This window comes from Lysobacter panacisoli, assembly GCF_009765165.1.
GTDB classification, from domain to species: domain Bacteria; phylum Pseudomonadota; class Gammaproteobacteria; order Xanthomonadales; family Xanthomonadaceae; genus Lysobacter_J; species Lysobacter_J panacisoli.
In genome coordinates this window covers 521,805-537,354 of the sequence record NZ_VLNU01000001.1, presented here as the reverse complement: position 1 = coordinate 537,354, position 15,550 = coordinate 521,805, and the positions used below count along the sequence as shown (strand labels likewise).

Here is a 15,550-nt window from a genome sequence, read left to right as displayed (position 1 = left end):
GCTATGCTGCGCACGTGACTTCCCGCGAGCATCGTCCCTTCGAATCCCTGCGCCATTCCGGCAAGCCGTTCGGCGAGCCGACCGGTGCGCCGTCCGACGGTCGCATCGAACCGCGCATGGGGGCATGGGGCGGCGATGAGGCGGGCAGCGGCGAATGGAGGGAACCGCGTCGTCCTGGCAAGCGTCCGCCGATGTCGGCCGATACCCGTTCCGGCATCGCCTGGGGCGTCGGTGCGGTGGCGGTCGGTTTGCTCGGGCTCCTGCTGCTGTTCCTGCGCGAACCGCTCTCCGACCTGCTGTGGCCGGAAACCCGGGCCCAGCAGTTGCAGGTCGATGCCGAGCGCGCACTCGCGCAGGGAAAGCTGACCTCCGCCGATGGCCGCGGCGCGCGCGAGCTGTACGCCGCGGCGCTGGCGCGCGACCCCGACCGCAGCGAGGCGCGGCAGGGACTGGTGCGTGTCGGCCAGGCCGCGATCGCGCAGGCCGAAGCGGCCATCGACTCGCGCCGCTACGCGGACGCCCATCGGCTGGTCGCGCTGGCGCGAGAACTCGACGTGCCACGCGTGCGCACCGATGCGCTGCAGAAGCGCCTGCGCGAACGCGAGGCGGGCGATGCCGGCATCGGAAAGCTGCTCGCTCAGGCCGCGCAGGCCCGGCAGGAAGGACGACTCGACGGCGAGAACGCCGCGCTGCCGCTTTACCAGCGCGTGCTGGCGCTGGAACCCAACCGGACCGAAGCGCTGGAAGGCCGCGAGGACACGCTGGCCGACCTGCTGCAGCAGGCGCACACGTCGCTCGAACGCGGTGATCTGGCCGAAGCGTCGGCGCGGGTCCGGCGCGTGCAGGCTGCCGATCCCGGCCACGTCGACCTGCCCGATGCGCTCGCCGCGTTGACCCGAGTCGCCGAGCAGCGCCGTGGGCAGGCCGACAACGACCTGCGCCGCGGACGCCTGTCCGAAGCGGTATCGGGCTACCTCGCCGCGCTGTCGGCGATGCCCGACGATGCCGCGGCCGAGCGCGGACTGATCCGCGTCGCCAACGCCTATGCCGAGCGCAGCCAGCGCTATGCGGCGGATTTCCGTTTCGACGACGCCGAATCCGCACTGCGCGATGCGCGCGCCGTATCGCTGGAGGCGCCCGGCATCGCCGACGCCGAGCAGCGCCTCGTGCAGGCGCGCCAGACCCAGCAGCGCTATGGCAGCCGCGTGCCGGCGGGCGAGCGCGCACGCCGCACGCGGCAACTGCTCGCCGACGCGGCCGAAGCCGAGTCGCGCGGCGACCTGCTCACGCCGCCGGGCGAGAGTGCATTCGACAAGCTGCGCGCGGCGCAGGCGCTGTCGCCGCAGGATCCGAAGGTGCGCATGGCGATGGCGCGCCTGCTGCCGGCGGCGCGTCGCTGCTTCGAAACCGAGCTGCGTGGCAACAGGCTCAGCCGAGCACGCGAGTGCCTCGACGCGCGCGCCGCGCTCGAAGGCGAGAGCGCCGAACTGCGCGACGCGCGTCGTCGTCTGGCGCAGCGCTGGATCGCGATCGGCGACGAACGCCTCGGCGCGGGCGAGCTCAACGCCGCGCAGGCCGCGCTGTCTGCGGCGCGCGAACTCGATCCGCAGGCGATCGGATTGGGCGAGTTCGCCGATCGGCTGCGCGCCGCCTCTGCGGCGAACTGAGGCTCAGCCGCGCGCGAGCACTACGCGCCGGACCACGTCGCGGGCGGCATCCAGCGAGAAATGGCGTTCGACGTTGGCCAGGCCATTGTCGGACAGGCGCTGCCACAGCGATTCGTCCGAGTACGCGCGCACCACTGCATCGGCGAACGCTTCGGCATCGTCGACCGCGAGCACGTCCTCGCCGTTCCGCAGGTGCATGCCTTCCACTGCGCAGGCGGTAGCGACCACCGGCTGCCCGTGCGCCATGCTCAGGTTGACCTTGCCCTTCACGCCCGCGCCGAAACGCAGCGGCGCGACGGCGACGCGCGCACCGTCCATGTACGGCGCCAGGTCGGGCACGTGGCCGTGTACTTCGATGCCCGGCTGCTGCGCGAGCGCGGCGATGTCCGGCGGCGGCTCCGCGCCGATGCAGTGGAATCGCACCTGCGGCAGACGTTCGCGGATGCGCGGGAACACCTCGGTGGCGAACCAGCGGACCGCGTCGGCATTGGGTGGATGGCGGAAGCCGCCCACGAACACCAGGTCGTGGCGCTGCGCGAACGGATGTCCGCGTCCGTTCACCTGATGCAGGTTGGACACGACTTCGACCCGCGCCTGCGGCGCATCCTGCGCGAGCAGCGTGCGCTCGACCTCGCTCACCACCAGCGTTGCATCGGCGCGCGCGATCATCTCCAGTTCCAGCTTGCGCGTGCGTTCCGACGCGCGCATCAGCGAGGCGTCGTTGGCGAGCTCCGCACCGCGGCGCTCCCGCAGGTAGTGCAGGTCGATGGTGTCGAGCACCACCTTCGCCTGCGGCGCGTGGCGGCGCAGCAGTGGCAGCCACTCACGCAGGACGTAGTGGCGGCAGACCACGACCGTGTCGAAGCGCGCGCCGTGTTCGCGGATCCATGCCGCCGGAGTGCCGAAGAACGGCGCGTACCAGGTTTCCACGCCCAGCGCCTGCAGGCGCTCGGTGTCGTGGCCGGCGTGGTTGAGGTCGGTGGGAATGAAGCTGACCTGCGCGCCTTCATCGCGTAGCAGGCGCATCAGGTTGACCAGGCGCAGTGACGCGGAATCGCGATCCGGGCGCGGCGTCTCGCTGTCGATCACCAGCACGCGCGGACGATCCGCCGGCGTGGCGGCGATGTCCGGGCGCGTGTCGAGCGGCCATTGCCGCTGCAGCGCGTCGTGCCATTTTTCCGCGAAGGTGGCGCGATTGCGTACCTGGTACGCCTTCACGCCGCTCTCCACGCTGGTGCCGGCGGTGACGCCTTCCAGGTGGACCACGCGCGAGGCCGGCTGGTACAGCGTGCGCAGACCGGCCGCGCGAACGGCGAAGGCGAGGTCGGTGTCCTCGAAATACGCCGGTGCGTAACGCGTGTCGAAACCGCCGAGGCGTTCGAACAACGCGCGCGGCACCGCGATGGCGGCGCCGGAGCAATAGTCGGCGTCGCGCACGTGCCGGTAGCGGGGATCGTTCGGGCTCTCGAAACGGCCGTAGTTGTGCGCATTGCCGTCGGAGAACACGATCCCGCCGGCTTCCTGCAGGCGACCGTCGGGATAGATCAGCTGTGCGCCGGCGAGACCGACGTCGGTGTGCTCGACGAAGGTGTCGAGCAGCGCATCGAGCCAGCCCGGCTGCGGCACGGTGTCGTTGTTGAGGAACACCACGTAGTCGCCACGCGACAGCGATGCGCCGTCGTTGCACGCGGCGATGAAGCCGCCGTTCTGCTTGCGCCGGTGGTAGCGAAGTCCCGCGACGTTGGCGAGCGACGCTTCGGTCTCGTCGGACGAACCGTCGTCGACGACGATGATCTCCACCGCGACCTTCGGCGGATGCGCCGCGAGTGCGCGCAGGCAGCCGTGGGTGTGGGCGAACTGGTTGTAGACCGGGATGACGATGCTGGCGACCGGCTGCTGCGCGAACGGCACCGCGAACGGGGCGAAGGGTTCGGGCTGGAGCAGGTACAGGTCCGGTCGCTGGGTCGCCGGGACCCGGTGGAACTGGCGGGCCACGCGCTGCCAGGTGGCCTGGATGCCGCGGGTGCGCAGGCTGGTCAGGCCGCGCCTGAGCAGTCCCGTTCCCCGGTCGTAGAAAAACCGCAGCTCGGTCCAGCTCAGGCCCATCGGATCATCGTCATGCTGAAGGAACTCCCTAATGCGAACCACGCCTCCGGCCCCGGTGGCCGGGAGGCGCCGGCCGGCTGCGCTAGACTGCGGCGCATTCGCTAGCGGATTGTCGCATCCCGTGGCCCAGATCGAGTACGACGAAGACGAAACCACCGACGATCGTGAGTCCCCGCAATGGCGGCGACGCCTGGTCACCTGGGCGCTGGCCGCGGTCGGGCTCGGCCTGGGATTCCTGATCCCCTACACGCTGTACCTGAACCATGAGGTCAGCGAGCGGTTCGGCCAGTTACGCTGGCAGATCCCCACGCGCGTGTACGCCCGCCCGCTGGAGCTGGCCCCCGGCCTGACCCTCGATGCGACCACGCTCAAGACCGAACTGGACGCCGCCGCCTACCACGCCGGCGACGGCGTGCGTCCGGGCACGTATTCGCGCAACGGTGGACGTTGGCTGATTTCCAGCCGCGGCTTCAACGATGTCGACGGCGCGATCGCGCCGCGCCGCATCGAAGTCGCGCTGTCGGGCAGCAAGGTCGCATCGATCCGCGACGAGAAGAAGAAGACGCTGAAGGTCGCGCGCCTGGATCCGGCGCGTATCGCCACGCTCTACGGCCAGAAGCAGGAAGAACGCCGCCTGGTGCGCCTGAAGGAAGTGCCGGAACTGCTGGTCACCGGCCTGCAGGCGGTCGAGGACCGCGACTTCAACAGCCACCACGGCATCGACGTGACCGGCATGATCCGCGCCGCGTTCAAGAACGTCACCGCCGGCCGCGCCAAGCAGGGCGCGAGCACGCTCACCCAGCAGCTCGCGCGCAGCGGCCTGCTCGGCATCGGCCGCGAGCAGACCTTCACCCGCAAGGGCAAGGAGATCCTCTACGCGCTGCTGATCGAGGCCCGCTACGACAAGGGCACGATCCTTGAGGCCTACCTCAACCAGGTCTACCTCGGCCAGCGTGGCGCGCAGGCGATCCACGGTGTCGCCGCCGGCAGCGAGTTCTGGTTCGGCCGCGATCTGTCCGACCTGAGCACCGAGCAGGTCGCATTGCTGATCGGCATCGTGCGTGGCCCGTCCTATTACGATCCGCGCCGCAATCCCGAGCGTGCGCTGGAGCGCCGCAACTTCGTGCTCGGCGAGATGCACGAGACGAAGCTGATCGACGACGCCGAGTACCAGCGCGCACTCAAGGCGCCGCTGGGCGTGACGAAGGATCCGGGCAGCACCGCCGCGAATCGTTTCCCCGCTTATGTCGACCTTGTGCGCCGCCAGCTCGCCCGCGATTACCCGGCCGACGCGCTCGCCGGCGCCGGCCTGAGCGTGATGAGCGGCATGGCGCCGTCGGCGCAGGCGATGGCCGAAGGCGCGGTCGCGCGCACGCTCAAGAGTCTCGACAGCAAGCGGCGCCCACCGCTGCAGACCGGCCTGGTCGTGACCGATGTGCACAACGGCGAGGTCGTCGCCGTGGTCGGCAGCCGCAGCGTCGCCGAGCACGGCTTCAATCGCGCCGTCGAGGCGCAGCGCCCGGTCGGTTCGCTGCTCAAGCCGTTCGTGTACCTGCTCGCGCTGGCGCAGCCGGGCAAGTATTCGCTGGGGACGTGGGTCGACGATTCGCCGGTCACCGTCGAGCTGGGCAAGAAGAAAAGCTGGAATCCCGGCAATTCGGACGGCCGCAGCCACGGCACGGTGCGCCTGATCGACGCGCTGGCGATGTCCTACAACCAGGCCACGGTGCGCGTGGGCATGCAGGTCGATCCGGAGCGCATCGCCAGCCTGATCAAGACGCTCGCCGGCATCGAGGCCGAACCCAATCCGGCGCTGATCCTCGGCTCGATGGACCAGAGCCCGTACGCGATGGCGCAGCTGTACCAGTTCCTCGCCTCGGGCGGCGAGATCCAACCGCTGCACGCGGTGCGCGGCGTGCTCGACGCCAACGGCAAGGCGCTCAACCGCTACGACAAGGAACCCGCGCCGGCGCAGGAAGGCGACGCCATCGCCGCGCGCCTGATCACCATCGCGCTGCAGCAGGCGGTGTCCAACGGCACCGGCACGCAGCTGGTGCGGGACGGACTCGGCCGACTCTCGCCCGCAGGCAAGACCGGCACCTCCAACGACGGTCGCGACAGCTGGTTCGCCGGCTGGACCGGCGACCACCTCGCGGTGATCTGGGTCGGCAACGACCAGAACAAGGAAACCGGCCTGTACGGCGCGACCGGTGCGATGCGCGTGTGGTCGGGGATCTTCTCGCGCCTGCCCAGCGCGCCGCTGGAAGTCGGCAGCAAGGGCCTGGACTGGCAGTGGACGATTGCGTCCAACACCACCGATCCCGACTGCGCCGGCGCGCGTCGTCTTCCGTACGTCGCCGGTTTCGCTCCGGCGTATGCGCCGTGCCCGCAGCCGGAACCGGTGGAAGAGGAAGGCGGCGGCTGGCGCGAGTGGTTCGGCTTCGGCCGCAAGGATGGCGACACGTCCGCCGAAACGCAGCGCGAGGAAGCACCGCAGCAGCAAGAGACCCCGTTATGAACGCAGTACGCATCACCGTCGCCACGGGCCTTCTCGGCCTGCTGGCGGCGTGCGCGACCACGCCGCCGACGCCGCAGCCCACGTTCGACGCGGTTGCCGCCGTGGCCGCCATCCGCGCCACTGGCGGCGCTGCCAACAGCGAGCTGGACGTGCAGCCGATCCGCGATCCGCAGGTCGAGGACCTGCGCGAGGAAGCCGACCGGCTCGAACGCGCAGGCCAGTACCCGCAGGCCGCCACCGCGCTCGATCACGCGTTGCAGATCAACCCGGACGATCCGGCGCTGCTGCAGGAACGCGCCGAGGCCGCGCTGCTGATGAAGCAGCTCGACGAGGCCGAACGCTACGCCCGCCAGGCGCTGCAACGCGGTTCGAAGGTCGGGCCGCTGTGCCGCCGGCACATGGAGACGATCGCGCAGGTGCGGCAGGCGCGTCCGATCCCGATCGAGGTGCCGGGCGAGGGCGTCGCCGACGCGCGCCGCGACCGCGATGCCTGCACCGTCTCGGCGCCGCCGCGCTACTGACGATCCCCGGCGCGCGCGCGGCCTAGAATAGGCGCGTGTGCGCAGCGACGGCCCCGAGCCGTCCCGCAAGGTTCCCGTGATCGCTGGGTCGTGGGCGGTGCATGCGATCCCCGGGCAACATCGAGACCCCATGCAAGCTGCGGCGCCATCGGCAAGCGAAACCCACCCGAGCGACAGCCGGCTGGCCCAGGCCAGTCGCGAAGCGCTCGCGCAGGGCGGCGAACTCGCGCGCAACATCCCGTCGTTCGCCTCGCGCCCGGCGCAGCAGGATCTGGCGGCGGCGGTGGCCGAGGCGATCGATCGTCGCGGCACGCTGCTGGCCGAGGCCGGCACCGGCACCGGCAAGACCTTCGCTTACCTCGTGCCGGCGCTGTTGTCGGGCAAGAAGACCATCGTCTCCACCGGCACGCGCGCGCTGCAGGACCAGCTCTATCACCGCGACCTGCCGCGCGTGCGCGATGCACTCGGCATCGGCCTGAAGACCGCGCTGCTCAAGGGGCGAGCCAACTATCTGTGCCACTACCGCATGCGCCAGGCGCAGGGCGAGCCGCATCTTTTCAAAGGCGCGTTCGCGACGCGCGAGCTGGCCGCGCAGTTCCAGCGCATCGTGTCGTGGTCGGGCCGCACGCGCATGGGCGACCTGGCCGAACTCGATGCGTTGCCCGAGGACTCGCCGCTGTTGCCTATGGTCACCAGCACCGCGGAGAACTGCCTGGGCAGCGAGTGTCCCTTCTTCGCCGACTGCTTCGTCGTGCAGGCGCGCCAGCGTGCGCAGGCGGCGGACCTGGTGGTGGTGAACCACCACCTGCTGCTCGCCGACCTCGCACTGAAGCAAGAAGGCTTCGGCGAAATCCTGCCCGGCGCGCAGGCCTTCGTCGTCGACGAGGCGCACCAGTTGCCGGAACTCGCCGCGCAGTTCTTCGGCGAAGCATTGAGTGCACGCCCGCTGGTCGAACTGGCTCGCGATGCGCTGACCGAATCCCGCCAGGTCCCGTCCGCGCTGGCGGCGGTGCAGGATCCCGCGCGCGGGCTCGAGCAGGCCGTGCGTGCGCTGCGCGCGGCGATGGACGAGCTGCCGGTGCGTGGCACGCGTCGTCGCTGCGCCGAGGAAACAGCAGTCGAGGACGCGTTCGACGCGCTCGAACACGCGTTGCGCCAGCTTCACGCCGCGGTGCAGCCGTATGCGTCGGCATCGCCCGGTTTCGACGCCTGCGCGGCGCGCGCAGTCGAGTTCGAAGGGCGGCTCAAACGCTGGCGCGACGACAGTGCGCCGGGCGATGCAGCCGAGGATGAGTTCGCCGCGGATTTCACCGAAGTCGATGCCGGCGACGACGCCGGCGAGGCGGCTACGGACGAGAAACCGCGCAAGCGCCGCGACGACGGCAGCGTGCTCTGGTACGAACTCACCGCGCGCGGTTTCCGCCTCAGCCGCACGCCGCTCGATGTCGCCGGCCCGCTCGCGCAGCACCGCGCGCGTTCGCAGGCCGCGTGGATATTCACCTCGGCGACGCTCGCCGTGGGTGGGCGTTTCGAGCATTTCGCGATCAAGCTCGGCCTGTACCTGAAGGGCGAGGATCCGCCGCACACGCTGCTCGTGCCCAGTCCGTTCGACTGGGAAACGCAGGCGCTGTGCTATCTGCCGCGCGGCCTGCCGGATCCGGTCGTGCGTCATTACAACGAGAGCATGGTCGAGCGCATCCGCCCGGTGCTCGAAGCATCCAACGGTCGCGCCTTCGTGCTGTTCGCCTCGCACCGCGCACTGCGCGAAGCGGCCGAGCTGTTGAAGGACGGGCCGTGGCCGTTGTTCGTGCAGGGCGAAGCGCCACGCCCCGTGTTGCTGGAGCGCTTCCGCGCGTCCGGCAACGGCGTGCTGCTGGGCGCGGCGAGTTTCCGCGAAGGCGTCGACGTCGCCGGCGATGCGCTCAGCGTGGTGGTGATCGACAAGCTGCCCTTCGCCGCGCCGGACGATCCGGTTTTCGAAGCGCGCCTGGATGCGATCCGCCGCAATGGCGGCAACCCGTTCCGCGACGAACAGCTGCCGCAGGCGGTGATCGCGCTGAAGCAGGGCGCGGGCCGGCTGATCCGCAACGAGAGCGATCGCGGCGTGCTGGTGCTGTGCGATCCACGCCTGACCAGCAAGACCTACGGCAGCGTGTTCCTCAATTCGCTGCCGCCGCTGCCGAAGACTCGGCGGATCGAGGACGTGCAGGCGTTCTTCGTCACGGACGACGCGGAGACGCCGCTAGAATCGTCGCCATTAGAATCGCCGACATGAAACTGCTCGCCCTGGAAACCTCCACCGAAGCCCTCTCGGTCGCGTTGTCGATCGACGGCGAGGTGCGCGAGCGCTTCGAGCTGGCGCCCCGCCGGCACGCCGAACTGGCGCTGCCGTGGGCCGACGAGCTGCTCGCGCAGGCGGGAGTGAAGCGTTCGCAGCTCGACGCGATCGCGGTCGGGCGCGGTCCCGGCGCATTCACCGGCGTGCGCCTTGGGATCGCGCTGGCGCAGGGCATCGCGCTGGCCCTGGATCGCCCCGTGGTGCCGGTGTCCACGCTCGCCGCGCTGGCGATGCGTGCGGTCGTGCCGGGCACGCAATCGCGCATCCTCGCCGCCATCGACGCACGCATGGGCGAGGTGTACGCGGCCGCGTACGAAACGACGGCCGATGGGTTGCGCGCGCTGTCCAGCGAAGTGGTGACGGCGCCCGATGCCGTCGAATTGCCCGACGCGAACGATGGATGGACCGGCGTCGGCACCGGGTTCGATGCAGGCGAGGGCGCGTTGCGCAGACGCCTGGGCGCGCGCTTCGCGACGATCGATGCGGTGCAACTGCCGCATGCCGCCGATGTCGCGCGGCTGGCGACGGTGGCCTTCGCGCGCGGCGAGGCAGTGGCGGCGGAGAAGGTCGAACCTGCGTACCTGCGCAACAACGTGGCGCTGACCATCGCCGAACAACAGGCGTTGCGCGACTCGCGCAAGTAGGACGCGGTTCGCGTCAGTCGTCGACCAGCTGCCCGCCCGGCAGGAAGTTCCAGGTGCGCGTCACGTGCAGCACGTCGGGGTTTTCTTCGGTGCGTGGCAGCGGCGGGTAGGGCTCGGCGAGCTTGGCGATGCGCAGCGCGGAGGCGTCGAGCAGCGCGATGCCGCTGGTCTTGACGATGTCCGCGCGTTCGACCGTGCCGTCGCGGCGGATCGCCACGCTGATCACCACTTGGCCGGCGAGGCGACGGCGACGCGCTTCGTCGGGATAGTTGAGGTTGCCCACGCGTTCGACGCGGTCCACCCATTGGCGCAGGTAGCCGGCCCACACGTATTCCTGCGTGCTCGCCGAGACGAACTTGCGCGTCGGACGCTTGGCGTAGCGCTCCGAACGCATGTGGATCTCGGCGGCGAGGCGCGCCATCTCCATGTCGCGATCGATCTTTTCCTGTCCGCGCGGCAGCGGCTTCTCGCTCGGCGACGGCGTGGTGCGCGGCGCGGCGGTGACCGTCTCGCCGCGCGTGCTCGCGACCACGCGCGCCTGCGGCGCGGGTTGCGGCGCGGGCGACTGCGCGCGCAGTTCGCGCGGCGCAATGCCGGTCGCCGCCTGCGGCAGCGGGCCCGACTGCGCTTCGCGCGGACGCGTGCTCTTGTCGTGTTCGCCGCCGCCCTGGTTGTTGGCTTGCGCGAGGAAATCCGCCTGCTGCGGCGTCAGTGCGGTCGTGGTCTGGGTGAGGATCACGTCCAGCGTTGGCAGCACCGGCGCGGCCTTCTCCAGCGTCCAGCCCAGGCCGAGCAGCAGGATGCCGTGCACCAGCAGCGACAGCACGAACGTCGCACTGACGCGGCCGCTGCCCGCATCCTCGTAGTTCGCGACGACTGCACTCATGCGTTGCGTGCCGCAGCCGTGGCCATGCGCGACTCGATCGCATCGAACAGCATCGAGGCGATGTTGATGCCGAACTGCGCATCGATCTCGCGGATGCAGGTCGGGCTGGTGACGTTGACTTCGGTGAGGTAGTCGCCGATCACGTCGAGGCCGACGAACAGCATGCCGCGACGCTTCATTTCAGGCCCGACCTGTGCGGCGATCCAGCGATCGCGTTCGCTCAGCGGGCGACCTTCGCCGCGACCGCCTGCAGCGAGATTGCCGCGGAATTCGTCGCCCTGCGGAATGCGCGCGAGGCAGTAATCGACCGGCTCGCCATCGACCAGCAGGATGCGCTTGTCGCCTTCGCTGATCTCGGGCAGGTAGCGCTGCGCCATCGCCAGGCTGTGGCCGCCCTGGGTCAGCGTTTCGAGGATCACGTTGAGGTTGGGTTCGCCGGCGCGCGCGCGGAAGATCGAACGTCCGCCCATGCCGTCGAGCGGCTTCAGCACCGCTTCGCCGTGTTCGGCGACGAAAGCCTTCAGCGTGGCCGCGTCGCGACTCACCACCGTCGCCGGACAGCACTGCGGGAACAGCAGCGCGGCGAGTTTCTCGTTGTAGTCGCGCAGTCCCTGCGGATCGTTGACGACCATCGCGCCCGCGTCCTGCGCGAGTCCGAGCACCTGCGTGTCGTGGATGTATTCGTTGTCGACCGGCGGGTCCTTGCGCATCAGCACGACCTGGCCGGGACCGAAGCGCAACGTGTTCCACTCGCCCAGTTCGAACCAGGCGGACTTGTCGTCGCGCACCTGCAACGGAGCGACCAGCGCCTCTGCTTTGCCATCGCGCACCGTGAGTCCACCGGGGCGCACGTAGTGCAGCCGGTGCCCGCGGCGCTGCGCTTCGAGCAGCATGGCGAAGGTCGAGTCCTTGGCGATCTTGATCGACCCGATCGGGTCCATCACGACGACGATGTCGAGCGGCATGGCGGCAGCGGGGGAAAGAATGGCGGGATGGTAGCAGGCAAGGTCGCCCCCGCCCGGAGCCATCGGCGGAAATCTGCGGTTCGTCGCGAGGGCGTCATCGGACCGGCCGATCCTGACCGGAGAGGGCCCGGACCACGCCCCCGGGAGACTGGAACGGGTGTCCCGGCTTGGCGATCCGATCCTCGGAAAACCTACATTTATCAGGTATATGCAACGTGCGTGCCCAGCTTCGCCCAGTGACCGGAACTCCGGTCCCCGCGACAGACCCGGACGTGGTGTCGGTCCCGGCCGCCGCCGCGACGCATTCAGCTTGCCTAAAGACGCCGCTGCTTGACAGGTTCGGCAAGGCTTGGAATAAAGACGACTGGCGAAGTGCCTGCAAACGCGCGGCATTCGCATGGGGGAATTCGAAAATGCTAGACGAGGTCCGCAACGGCAGCCTCGGCGGTCTCAAGGTCATGGTGATCGACGACTCCAAGACCATCCGCCGAACCGCCGAGACGTTGCTCAAGCGCGAAGGCTGCGAGGTGGTCACCGCCACCGACGGCTTCGAAGCGCTGGCGAAGATCGCCGATCAACAGCCACAGATCATCTTCGTGGACATCATGATGCCGCGGCTGGATGGTTATCAGACGTGCGCGCTGATCAAGAACAACCACCTGTTCAAGGGCACGCCGGTGATCATGCTGTCCTCGAAGGACGGCCTGTTCGACAAGGCCCGCGGACGCATCGTCGGCTCCGAGCAGTACCTCACCAAACCATTCACACGCGAAGAACTGCTCGACGCGATCCGCACGCACGTAAACGCCTGAACCGGGGGGTAGGGCAAGCAATGGCACGTATTCTTCTGATCGAGGATTCGCCGACCGATACGGCGGTCCTGACCCAGCTCCTCGAGCGCAACGGTCACCAGGTTCTGGCCTCGGGCAATGCCGAGGACGGTATCGAGACCTGCAAGCGCGAGAAGCCCGACCTGGTGATGATGGACGTCGTGCTCCCGGGCATGAACGGTTTCCAGGCCACGCGTGCGCTGTCGCGCGATGCGGCCACCAGCACCATCCCGGTGCTGATCGTCAGCACCAAGGGCATGGACACCGACAAGGCCTGGGGCATGCGCCAGGGCGCCCGCGACTACATCGTCAAGCCGCCGCGCGAAGACGAGCTGATCGCCCGCATCAACGCACTGCTGGGTGCCTGAGGAAGGCACGCCGATGCTGCAGTCGCCTTTCGACGTACTGGTGGACTACGAGCGCCGAAGCTTGGCGCACGTGGTCGGCTTGCCCGAGCAGCTCGACGCTCCCGGCCTGTGGCGCGGCGTGGGTTACCGCATCGGCGCGCGCAGGCTGGCGTCGGGGTTCGGCGAAGTGCTGGAAATCCTGCCGCTGCCGCAGGTCACGACAGTGCCGGGCTCGCAGCCCTGGCTGCTCGGCCTGGCCAACGTCCGCGGCAACCTCCTGCCGATCGTCGACCTCAAGCAGTTCCTCGAGGGCGAGCGCACCGTCCTGCACGAGAGCCAGCGCATCCTGCTCGTCCGCCAGCCCGGCGGCGACGTGGCGGTGCTGATCGACGAGCTCTACGGCCAGCGCAGCTTCCACGAGCAGCACCGCATCGAGCTGGACGCGGAGGGCGACGCCGCCGTCGAGCCGCTCTCCCAGGGTCGTTACGCAAATTTCGTCGAGCGCGCGTACCGCCTCGATGCACACACGTGGGGCATCTTCAGCCTTGACCGGCTGGCCCGCACGCCCGAATTCCGCCAGGCGGCTTCCGACATGCCGCATCGCATCAGCACCACTTCCGAGGTCGAACCATGAGCACTGTTATGGATAGCGCTGCCGGCAAGGGCCGCAGTCTGGGCGTCAACACCTGGCTGGTCGTGCTGGGCGTGTCGGTGCTGATCTTCGGTCTCAACACCGGTTACGCGACCTGGAAGGCGGCACGCCTCGGCGGCGCCAGCTCCTCGGCCTCGGACCTGCAGGTGAACTCGCAGAAGCTCGCGGTGCAGGGCCAGGAAGCGGTGAGCGGCGACGCGGCTTCGTTCGCGGCGTTCAAGGAAACCCGCAACCAGGTCGTGAAGGACGTCGAGCAGCTCAACGCCAACTTCGGCGACACGGCAGGCGTCTCCGGTCCGATCAAGACCGTCACCGACACGTGGGGCCCGCTCGGCAAGAGCGCCGACCAGGTGCTGGCGAGCGAGAAGGCGGTGCTGGCCCTGGCGGGCAACGCCGACAGCTTCACCAGCCGCGTGCCGCAGCTGCAGGCGCGCCTGGACGAACTGGTCCGCGCGATGTCGGCCTCCGGCTCGCCGTCCTCGCAGGTCTACATCGCCCTGCGCCAGGTCGTGCTCTCGGGAACCATGTCCCGCCGCATCACGGAAATCCGCGCCGGTGGCAGCGGCGCCGCGCTCGCCGGTGAAGCGCTCGGCCGCGACGCCGCGGTGTTCGGCAACGTGCTGACCGGCCTGCGCAAGGGCGACGCCGCGTTCGGCGTGACCCCGCTGGGCAACAGCAACGCGCTGGCCGCACTCGGCCAGGCCGAGACGCTGTGGCTGGAAATGAAGAAGGACCTGGACGCGATCCTGTCCTCCTCGCAGAACCTGTTCGCCGCGCAGGCGGCGGCCGAGTCGATCACCGGCGGTTCCAACAAGCTGCTGTCCGACAGCCAGGCGCTGTTCCAGGCCTTCACCTCGTTCGGCTCGGTGCGCAGCACCAACCCGATCGGCCACATCATGGTCAGTATCGCGTCGGGCCTGGTGGCGCTGCTCGCGATCGTCTTCCTGGTGTTCTCGCTGAACAGCCAGCAGAAGAAGCGCTACCTGACCACGAAGGAACTCAACGACCGTAACCAGGAGGCGATCATGCGCCTGCTGGACGAAATGGGTTCGCTCGCAGAAGGCGACCTGACCGTAAAGGCGACCGTGACCGAGGACATGACCGGCGCGATCGCGGACTCGATCAACTTCGCCGTCGAACAGCTGCGCAGCCTGGTGCAGACGATTACCGACACCTCGGTGCAGGTCGCCGCCAGCGCGCAGGAAACGCAGGCCACTGCCATGCACCTGGCCGAGGCCGCCGAACACCAGGCGCAGGAAATCAACTCCGCTTCCAGCCGTATCAGCGAAATCGCGGCGTCTATCAACCAGGTGTCGCGCAACTCGGCCGAATCGGCGGACGTGGCGCAGCGCTCGGTGCAGATCGCGACCAAGGGCGCCGGCGTCGTGCGCCAGACGATCGCGGGCATGGACAGCATTCGCGACCAGATCCAGGAAACCTCGAAGCGAATCAAGCGACTGGGTGAGTCGTCGCAGGAAATCGGCTCGATCGTGGAACTGATCAACGACATCTCGGAACAGACGAACATCCTCGCGCTGAACGCCGCAATTCAGGCGGCCTCGGCGGGTGAAGCGGGCCGCGGCTTCGCGGTCGTGGCCGACGAAGTGCAGCGACTCGCAGAACGCGCGTCCAACGCGACGAAGCGAATCGAAACGCTGGTCCAGACGATTCAGTCCGACACCAACGAAGCGGTGTCCTCGATGGAACAGACGACGTCGGAAGTGGTCGCCGGTGCGCGACTGGCCGAAGACGCGGGTACCGCGCTGGGCGAGATCGAAAAGGTGTCGTCGGACCTGTCGAACCTCATTCAGGGCATCTCGAGCGCGGCGCAGCAGCAGTCCAGCGCGGCATCGAACATCACCGCGACGATGAACACCATCCAGTCCATCACCGCGCAGACTTCGCAGGGTGCGAACCAGACGGCCGCGTCGATTGGAAACCTGGCGCAGCTGGCGGCCGACCTGCGCCGCTCGGTCGCCGACTTCAAGCTGCCGGCCTGACCACGGACGGGACAGGGGCCATGAACAGTTTCACCAACGGCCGCCGTAAGCGGGGCCGCCTCGTTCCCATGCGGGG

At 69.2% G+C, this 15,550-nt stretch carries 12 protein-coding genes; 9 read left to right on the top strand and 3 right to left on the bottom strand.

What is annotated here, in order from left to right:
- Nucleotides 1-14: 14 nt before the first annotated feature.
- On the top strand, nt 15-1,667 hold the full coding sequence (locus FOF45_RS02715) for a tetratricopeptide repeat protein (protein WP_233264034.1): 1,653 nt from the start codon (nt 15-17) through the stop codon (nt 1,665-1,667).
- A gap of 3 nt (nt 1,668-1,670) precedes the next feature.
- Here FOF45_RS02715 and FOF45_RS02710 read toward each other — a convergent pair whose 3' ends face one another.
- A complete protein-coding gene (locus tag FOF45_RS02710; RefSeq protein WP_158982485.1) occupies nt 1,671-3,773 on the bottom strand; it encodes a glycosyltransferase in 2,103 nt (700 codons plus the stop codon).
- Between the two features lie 121 nt (nt 3,774-3,894).
- Between FOF45_RS02710 and mrcB the strand changes: the two genes are divergently transcribed.
- The 4 genes from mrcB to tsaB all read left to right on the top strand — a co-directional run bounded on the left by mrcB (nt 3,895) and on the right by tsaB (nt 9,794).
- Nucleotides 3,895-6,291, top strand: a complete 2,397-nt coding sequence (mrcB, locus tag FOF45_RS02705) for a penicillin-binding protein 1B (protein WP_233264033.1) — start codon at nt 3,895-3,897, stop codon at nt 6,289-6,291.
- Nucleotides 6,288-6,812 carry a tetratricopeptide repeat protein gene (locus FOF45_RS02700; RefSeq protein WP_158982483.1) on the top strand — a complete coding sequence of 175 codons (525 nt, stop codon included), beginning with the start codon at nt 6,288-6,290 and terminating at the stop codon, nt 6,810-6,812. The genes mrcB and FOF45_RS02700 overlap by 4 nt, the downstream gene beginning before the upstream one ends.
- Before the next feature lie 130 nt (nt 6,813-6,942).
- Nucleotides 6,943-9,087: a DNA repair helicase YoaA gene (gene yoaA / locus FOF45_RS02695; protein WP_158982482.1), complete on the top strand. Its 2,145-nt coding sequence runs from the start codon at nt 6,943-6,945 to the stop codon at nt 9,085-9,087.
- Entirely contained in the window at nt 9,084-9,794 is a 711-nt protein-coding gene (gene tsaB / locus FOF45_RS02690; RefSeq protein ID WP_158982481.1) for a tRNA (adenosine(37)-N6)-threonylcarbamoyltransferase complex dimerization subunit type 1 TsaB, read from the top strand. Before yoaA ends, tsaB begins: the two co-directional genes overlap by 4 nt.
- 13 nt (nt 9,795-9,807) lie before the next feature.
- On the opposite strand, the gene FOF45_RS02685 is transcribed toward tsaB, so the two are convergent.
- Nucleotides 9,808-10,680, bottom strand: a complete 873-nt coding sequence (locus FOF45_RS02685) for an energy transducer TonB (protein ID WP_158982480.1) — start codon at nt 10,678-10,680, stop codon at nt 9,808-9,810.
- Nucleotides 10,677-11,645 (bottom strand): glutathione synthase, encoded by a 969-nt coding sequence (gene gshB / locus FOF45_RS02680; protein ID WP_158982479.1) that lies wholly within the window; start codon nt 11,643-11,645, stop codon nt 10,677-10,679. The genes FOF45_RS02685 and gshB overlap by 4 nt, the downstream gene beginning before the upstream one ends.
- A gap of 413 nt (nt 11,646-12,058) precedes the next feature.
- Here gshB and pilG point away from each other — a divergent pair, with 413 nt between their 5' ends.
- The 4 genes from pilG to FOF45_RS02660 are packed head-to-tail and all read left to right on the top strand — an operon-like array spanning nt 12,059 to nt 15,474.
- A complete protein-coding gene (gene pilG, locus FOF45_RS02675; protein ID WP_115843698.1) occupies nt 12,059-12,457 on the top strand; it encodes a twitching motility response regulator PilG in 399 nt (132 codons plus the stop codon).
- Between the two features lie 20 nt (nt 12,458-12,477).
- Nucleotides 12,478-12,843: a response regulator gene (locus FOF45_RS02670; RefSeq protein WP_158982478.1), complete on the top strand. Its 366-nt coding sequence runs from the start codon at nt 12,478-12,480 to the stop codon at nt 12,841-12,843.
- Nucleotides 12,844-12,859: 16 nt separating this feature from the next.
- Complete coding sequence (locus FOF45_RS02665) at nt 12,860-13,456, top strand: chemotaxis protein CheW (protein WP_199244530.1); 597 nt, start codon at nt 12,860-12,862, stop codon at nt 13,454-13,456.
- Entirely contained in the window at nt 13,453-15,474 is a 2,022-nt protein-coding gene (locus tag FOF45_RS02660) for a methyl-accepting chemotaxis protein (protein ID WP_158982476.1), read from the top strand. The genes FOF45_RS02665 and FOF45_RS02660 overlap by 4 nt, the downstream gene beginning before the upstream one ends.
- The last annotated feature ends 76 nt before the right edge of the window (nt 15,475-15,550 follow it).

Excerpts from the sequence above, each read along its gene's own strand:
- gshB (WP_158982479.1), bottom strand. The coding sequence starts at position 11,645 with ATGCCGCTCGACATCGTCGTCGTGATGGACCCGATCGGGTCGATCAAG.
- pilG (WP_115843698.1), top strand. The coding sequence starts at position 12,059 with ATGCTAGACGAGGTCCGCAACGGCAGCCTCGGCGGTCTCAAGGTCATG.
- tsaB (WP_158982481.1), top strand. The coding sequence starts at position 9,084 with ATGAAACTGCTCGCCCTGGAAACCTCCACCGAAGCCCTCTCGGTCGCG.
- FOF45_RS02685 (WP_158982480.1), bottom strand. The coding sequence starts at position 10,680 with ATGAGTGCAGTCGTCGCGAACTACGAGGATGCGGGCAGCGGCCGCGTC.
- FOF45_RS02670 (WP_158982478.1), top strand. The coding sequence starts at position 12,478 with ATGGCACGTATTCTTCTGATCGAGGATTCGCCGACCGATACGGCGGTC.
- yoaA (WP_158982482.1), top strand. The coding sequence starts at position 6,943 with ATGCAAGCTGCGGCGCCATCGGCAAGCGAAACCCACCCGAGCGACAGC.
- FOF45_RS02710 (WP_158982485.1), bottom strand. The coding sequence starts at position 3,773 with ATGGGCCTGAGCTGGACCGAGCTGCGGTTTTTCTACGACCGGGGAACG.
- FOF45_RS02700 (WP_158982483.1), top strand. The coding sequence starts at position 6,288 with ATGAACGCAGTACGCATCACCGTCGCCACGGGCCTTCTCGGCCTGCTG.
- FOF45_RS02660 (WP_158982476.1), top strand. The coding sequence starts at position 13,453 with ATGAGCACTGTTATGGATAGCGCTGCCGGCAAGGGCCGCAGTCTGGGC.